This is a genomic window from Micromonospora sp. (assembly GCF_048594385.1).
GTDB lineage: Bacteria > Actinomycetota > Actinomycetes > Mycobacteriales > Micromonosporaceae > Micromonospora > Micromonospora wenchangensis.
This window is the reverse complement of the sequence record NZ_JBMDWU010000329.1, coordinates 1-6,929: the sequence shown is the minus strand read 5'-3', so window position 1 is coordinate 6,929 and position 6,929 is coordinate 1. Positions and strand designations below refer to the sequence as shown.

Below are 6,929 nucleotides of genomic sequence, written 5' to 3'. Positions count from 1 at the left end.
CCGGGCCCCGCGGGCCGGTCGGCCCGGTGCCGGCGTCGCGACCAGGTCCCCGCCGCCACCCAGAGCCCCACGACGACCAGGTAGCAGGCGTACCGGACGGCGTCCGGGGCGCCGATCCACTCGCTGCGCAGCAGGGTCCGGATGTTGGTCAGCACGATGACCCCGCCGACGGCGGAGCCGAGCACCCGGGGCGGGACCAGTCGCACCAGCCAGGCGGCGATCGGCGCGGCGATCATGCCGCCGAGCAGCAGCGCGCCCACCCAGCCGAAGTTGATGTTCTCCGAGCCGATGCCGACCAGGAAGCCCAGGCTGGCGGCGACCGCCACCAGGAACTCACTGGTGTCGATCGAGCCGATCACCCGGCGGGGTTCCAGCCGGCCGCTGGCCAGGATCGCCGGGGTGCCGACCGGCCCCCAGCCGCCGCCCCCGGTCGCGTCGACGAAGCCGGCGACGAGCCCCAGCGGGCCGAGGAAGCGCTTGCGCAGGGGCAGGCCGACCCGGTCGCGGGGCAGGCCGGCGACGGTGAACCGGATCAGCACGTAGAGGCCGAGGGTCAGCAGGATCAGCGACATGATCGGGGCCGCGGTCGCGGTCGAGAGGCTGGACAGGAAGGTCGCCCCGGCGAACGCCCCGATGGCACCCGGCACGCCGACCCGACGGACCACCGTCCAGTCGACGTTGCCGAACCTCCAGTGGGCGGCGCCGGAGACGAGGGTGGTGCCGATCTCGGCCAGGTGAACGGTCGCCGAAGCGCTCGCCGCACCCGTGTTGAGAGCCAGCAACAATGTGGTGGATGTCACGCCGTACGCCATCCCGAGACTGCCGTCGACCAGTTGCGCACCAAGGCCGACAAGGGCAAGAAGAAGCAGGCTACGCACAATTACCGCCGATCAGGAAGGGAATTGGGAAGGCCTGCGCGGCCGGGGCGGACCACCGTCACGGTGACGGCCGTCCCGGCTGGTCGCGGCCTGTACAGAGGTCGGTGCTGCCGGAGGAATCGCCCCCGCGGAGCGTGTGCCACCGGTGGGTACGACCACCCGGCGGACAGCGCGTGAAACGTTCGTTAAGGGAGTACGTCAACCGTCGTCATGGGGTGGCGTTTTGCCAGCCCAGAGCCGTTATCGGTGACGCCTGCAGGGCTTCGTCGCCCGGTCGGCGGTCACCGCCGAGGTCAGCGGCGGTGGGTGGGACGGATGCGCGGTCGGCAATCAATCCGCGCCCCACCAGGGAATCTAAAGATCGAAAACCAATCCCACCTCGCCTCACGAATGCCATAGCTAATCTATGGGTAATGACGGCATGAATACCGATACGGATCTTTGATGTATACGGCAATCGATGGCAAGACCCGTTCCACATAGTGGGATACGGGAAGCTCCGATCTCCACTACCAGGGACTACGCGGGTCACCAGAAAACAGTTTGGAAATAAAACTGCAAATGACCGGACAAGCATCGATGGCACGATCTGGTGGCAGCAGGGTCGCATCGAAGAACATCGTGCCTGGTTAACCCGACGGCATATCCGGTAGCCTTGGTAGGAAATCTTCATCCCACGCCCGATGATCGGCGAATTTAACCGGGCTGTAACTAGGCGACGTTAGATTGTGACGCAGCGCGACATTCACTGTGGCAAATCAGCACGCGCTCGCCGGCCCACTGCCGGCAAATCCCCTAGTCAGCACGCGATCCGTCGCGACCGAAGTGGGAGCCCGATGAGTAGCGCACCGTACACACGTGACCTGATCCTGGTCGTCAACCCCGTCGGCGTCCTGGAACCCGGCCCACGGATCACGGCCGCCGCCGCAGCCGGTGGTGGACGCGGCATCATCGACCTGGCCACCGGCGACGACTGGTCGCTGCGGGCGCTCGCCCGCGCCGCGAGCTGGTCGTCCGCCCCGATCGGCATCCGGGTCCCGGCCGGCTGCCAGGCCAGCCCCGCCGAGGTGGACCGCGCCGCCGCCGGCCGGGTGGACCTGATCGTGGTCGAGCCGACGAGCCCGTGGCCGCTGGCCGAGATCACCGGGCACCACCGGGTGCTGGTGGAGGTGACCAGCCGGGCGGAGGCCCACGCCGCGGCGGCCGCCGGCGCGCACGGACTGATCGCCCGCGGAATGGAGGGCGGCGGCCGGGTCGGCGAGCTCAGCTCCTTCGTCCTGCTCCAGCAGCTCGTCGCCGACGACACCCTCGACCTGCCGGTCTGGGTGGCCGGCGGGATCGGCCCGCGCACCGCCGGGGCCTGCCTGGTCGGTGGCGCGGCCGGCGTCGTGCTGGACACCCAGCTCGCCCTGATGCCCGAGTCGGAGCTGCCGGCCGACGTGCAGGCCGTCATCCGGCGGATGGACGGCTCGGAGACCGTGCTGCGCGACGGCGTACGCGGCATCCGCCGGGGCGGCCCGCACCAGGGCGACAGCGAACTGCTCCCGGTCGGCCAGGACGGCTGGCTGGCGGCGGCCTTCGCCGACCGCTGGCCCGACACCGCCACCGCCGTACGCGGCATGCGCGCGGCGATGCTCGACGCCGTCGACGGCCCCGACGCCGCCGACCTGCTCCAGCCGCACGCCCCACTGGCCGAGGCCCTCGGGGTACGGGTGCCCGTCGCCCAGGGCCCGATGACACGGGTCAGCGACGAGGCCTCCTTCGCCGCCGCCGTCGCCGACGGCGGCGCGTTGCCGTTCATCGCGCTCGCCCTCAACTCCGCCGACCAGTGCCGCCGGATGCTCACCGAGACCGCCGCCCAGCTCGGCGACCGCCCGTGGGGTGTCGGGGTGCTCGGTTTCGCCCCCGAGGAGCTGCGCGCCGCCCAACTGGAGGTCATCCGGGAGATCCGGCCCGCCTGCGCGATCATCGCCGGTGGCCGCCCACCGCAGGCCCGCGCCCTGGAGGAGCAGGGGATCAGCACCTTCCTGCACGTGCCCTCCCCCGGCCTGCTGCGCCAGTTCCTGCGCTCCGGCGCGCGCAAGTTCATCTTCGAGGGCGCCGAATGCGGCGGGCACGTCGGACCCCGGGCGAGCTTCCCGCTGTGGGAGGCCCAGCTGGCGGTCCTCGACGACCACCTCGACACCGATCCCGCCGCCGGCGCCCAGCTACAGATCTTCTTCGCCGGTGGGGTGCACGACGCCCGGTCGGCGGCGATGGTGGCCACGATGGCCGCCCCGCTGGCCCGCCGGGGTGCCCGGATCGGCGTGCTGATGGGCACCGCCTACCTGTTCACCGCCGAGGCCGTGACCCACGGCGCGGTCCAGCCGTTGTTCCAGCGTGAGGCGCTCACCGCCGAGCACACGGCGCTGCTGGAGACCGCTCCCGGGCACGCCACCCGCTGCCTGCACACCCCGTTCGTCGACGACTTCCACCAGCTGCGCACCCAACTGGAGGGTGCCGGGGCGGAGAACCGCGAGGTGTGGGAGCAGCTGGAGCTGCTCAACGTCGGCCGGCTGCGGATCGCCAGCAAGGGCCTGCGCCGCTCCGGCGACGTCGTCGAGACCGTCGACGAGGGCGTCCAGGCAAGCGAGGGGCTGTTCATGGCCGGCCAGGTGGCCGTGCTGCGCGACCGTGCCACCACCGTCGCCGAGCTGCACGACGACGTCACCACCGCGGTACGCGGCTTCCACGCCGACCGGCTCGACGCGCTGCGGGCCCGACTCACACCGCCGGCCGTCGAGATCGAGGAACCGCCCGCGCCGCTGGACATCGCCATCGTCGGGATGGCCTGCATGCTGCCCGGCTCCCCCGACCTGGACAGCTTCTGGCGCACCGTGCTCAGCGGCGTCGACACCGTCACCGAGGTCCCGGCGCAACGCTGGGACACCGAGCACTACTACGCCCCCGAGGTCGGGCCGGGACAGACCGGCCGGATCAGCGTCTCCAAGTGGGGCGGGTTCATCGAGCCGGTCCCGTTCGACGCCATCGGCTACGGCATCCCCCCGGCCGCATTGAGCAGCATCGACCCGACCCAGTTGCTCGCCCTGGAGGTCTCCCACCGGGCGCTGGTCGACGCCGGCTACCCGTACGACGCACCCGGCGCGGACCACGCCCGCACCGGCGTGGTCTTCGGCGCGGAGGCCGGCAGCGACATGGGCCACGCGCAAACCCTGCGCACCATGCTCCCGGCGTACCTCGGTGAGGTGCCCGAGCAGATGCAGGAGCTGCTGCCCACGGTCACCGAGGACAGCTTCCCCGGCGTGCTGGCCAACGTGATCGCCGGCCGGGTCGCCAACCGGCTCGACCTGGGCGGACCGAACTACACCATCGACGCGGCCTGCGCCTCGTCGCTGGCCGCGATGGACGCCGCCTGCAAGGAACTGGTCGCCGGCGACAGCGACCTGATGATCTGCGGCGGCGCCGACCTGCACAACGGGGTCAACGACTACCTGATGTTCACCTCGGCGCACGCGCTGTCCCCCACCGGCCGGTCCCGCCCCTTCGACAGCACCGGTGACGGGATCGCCCTCGGCGAGGGTGTCGCGTGCGTCGTACTCAAGCGGCTGGCCGACGCCGAACGCGACGGTGACCGGATCTACGGCGTGATCAAGGGGCTCGGCGGGGCCAGCGACGGGCGGGCCCTCGGCCTGACCGCGCCGCGCCCCGACGGGCAGCGGCGGGCCCTGGACCGGGCCTACCACCGCACCGGCATCTCCCCCCGCGAGGTCGGGCTGGTGGAGGCGCACGGCACCGGCACCGTGGTCGGCGACCGCACCGAACTGGAGACGCTGACCCGGATGTTCGTCGAGGCCGGCGCCGAACCGGGCAGCTGCGCGCTCGGCTCGGTGAAGTCCCAGATCGGGCACACCAAGTGCGCCGCCGGGCTGGCCGGCCTGATCAAGGCGACGCTCGCCCTCTACCACGGCATCCGCCCACCCACCATCCACCTGGAACGGCCCAACCCGGCCTGGCACCCGCAGCAGAGCCCGTTCGCGTTCTTCACCGAGGCCCGCCCGTGGCCCGTGCCGGCCGCCGAGCGGATCGCCGGGGTCAGCGCGTTCGGCTTCGGCGGCACCAACTTCCACGTCGTGCTCAGCGCCCACGCCAACGCGCCGGAGCCGCGGCACGCGCAGCGGATCTGGCCGGCCGAGCTGTTCTGCTTCCGGGGCACCGACCGGGCCGCCGCCCACCAGGGCGTCCGGCAGCTGCTGGAGAACCTGGCCGCCGACGGGACCGGCAACCGGCCGGGACGGCTGGCCGAGCTGGCCGCGTCGGTCGCCGCCAAGGCCGCCAACCGGCCCGGGACGACCCAGGTCGCGGTGGTCGCCCGCGACCTGGCCGAACTGGAGACCCTGCTGCACCGGGCGCTGGCCGGCGAACACGACCCGGCCCGGGGCCTGGTCCAGCCGACCGGGGTCGACCCGGTCGGACCCGGCCAGGTGGCGTTCCTCTTCCCCGGCCAGGGCAGCCAACGCCCCGGCGCCCTCGGGGAACTCTTCGTCACCTTCCCCGAGCTGCGGCACTACCTCGAACTCGACAAGCCCGCCGCGGAGCTGCTCTTCCCGCCGGCCGCGTTCGACCCGGACTCCCGGCGCGCCCAGGAGGACCGGGTCCGCGACACCCGTACCGCCCAGCCGGTGCTCGGCATCGGTGGCCTCGCCGTGGACCACCTGCTGCGCCGCCTCGGCGTCCGACCCGACATGACCGCCGGTCACAGCTACGGTGAACTCGTCGGTCTCTGCGTCGCCGGGGCGTTCGACGCGGCCACCCTGCTCGACCTGAGCCGGCAGCGGGCGGCGGCCATCCTCGACGCCTGCGGCGAGGACCCGGGCACCATGGCGGCGGTCGCCGCCAGCGCCGAGCAGGTCGCCCAGGTGCTCGCCGGGGCCGGCCTGACCAGCGAGGTGGTGCTGGCCAACCGGAACGCCCCGCAGCAGGTGGTGGTCTCCGGCCCGACGGCGAAGGTGCAGTCGGCGGTGGTCGCGCTCAAGGAGGCCGGCCTGTCGGCCCGCGCCATCCCGGTGGCCTGCGCCTTCCACAGTCCGGTGGTGGCCGGTGCGGTGGAGACCTTCGCCGAGGTGCTCGCCGCCCGGTCGATCACCGAGCCGCGCATCCCGGTCTGGTCGAACCTGACCGCCGCCCCGTACTCCGGCGACGCCGGCCAGGTCCGCCACCACCTCGCCGAGCAGATCGGCGCGCCGGTGCGCTTCGTCGAGCAGATCGAGGCGATGTACGCCGCCGGCGCCCGCCTCTTCGTCGAGGTCGCCCCCGCCCTGGTGCTCAGCCGGATGGTGCCGGGGGTGCTCGGCGACCGGCCGCACCAGACGCTCGCCTGCGAACGCGGCCCGGCCGACGGCCTGCGCGGGTTCCTGATCTCGGTGGCCGAACTCGCCTGCGCCGGCACCCCGGTCCGCACCGACTGGCTGTTCCACGGCCGGGTCGCGGACGGCGCCACCACCACCGCACCGAACCGTCGTCCGCTCTGGACGGTCGACGGCCAACTCGTCCGGGACCAGCACGGCAACTGCCTTCCCGGTGGTATGACCCCTCCCCGACGGATCAAGGAGTTGTCGATGACCCCTGCCAATGGCACCGCCACCACCCCCGGCGCCGCCACCGGCACCGTCAGCGGCCCCGCACCGTCGACCGTCCGGGACGTCCGGACCGTCGACGAGCCCGCGCCGGCCGCCGTCCGGGACATCCGGGGCGAGCTGCTCAGCGAGTACCTGCGCACGACGCGGGAGATGATCGCCACCCAGCGGGACGTGTTGCTCGCCTTCCTCGGTGACCCCGGTGACGGAGGCGGCCGGCCGGCCGGGGAGCCCACCGGGACGTACCGGGTCGAGGGGTACGCCGGCCCGGCACCCACGCCGACCCCCGCCCCGGCCCCCCGGTCGCTGCCCGCCGCCGCCCCCGCTGCGGCTCCGGCCCCGACGCCCGCCGTCGCCCCACGCCCCGCCCCGGCCCCCACCGTGGCCGGGTCGAACGGTGGCACGGCGCTGGCCATCG

2 protein-coding genes are annotated in these 6,929 nt (G+C 73.1%); one reads left to right on the top strand and one right to left on the bottom strand.

The genetic code is table 11. The features are described from left to right. Window positions 1-878, bottom strand: an 878-nt coding sequence (locus ACOJTC_RS17505) for a sulfite exporter TauE/SafE family protein (RefSeq protein ID WP_420117687.1), incomplete at its 3' end; no start/stop codon positions are given. A gap of 836 nt (window positions 879-1,714) precedes the next feature. Between ACOJTC_RS17505 and ACOJTC_RS17500 the strand changes: the two genes are divergently transcribed. Beyond that, the coding region (locus ACOJTC_RS17500; protein ID WP_420117686.1) for a beta-ketoacyl synthase N-terminal-like domain-containing protein at window positions 1,715-6,929 on the top strand (5,215 nt) is incomplete at its 3' end.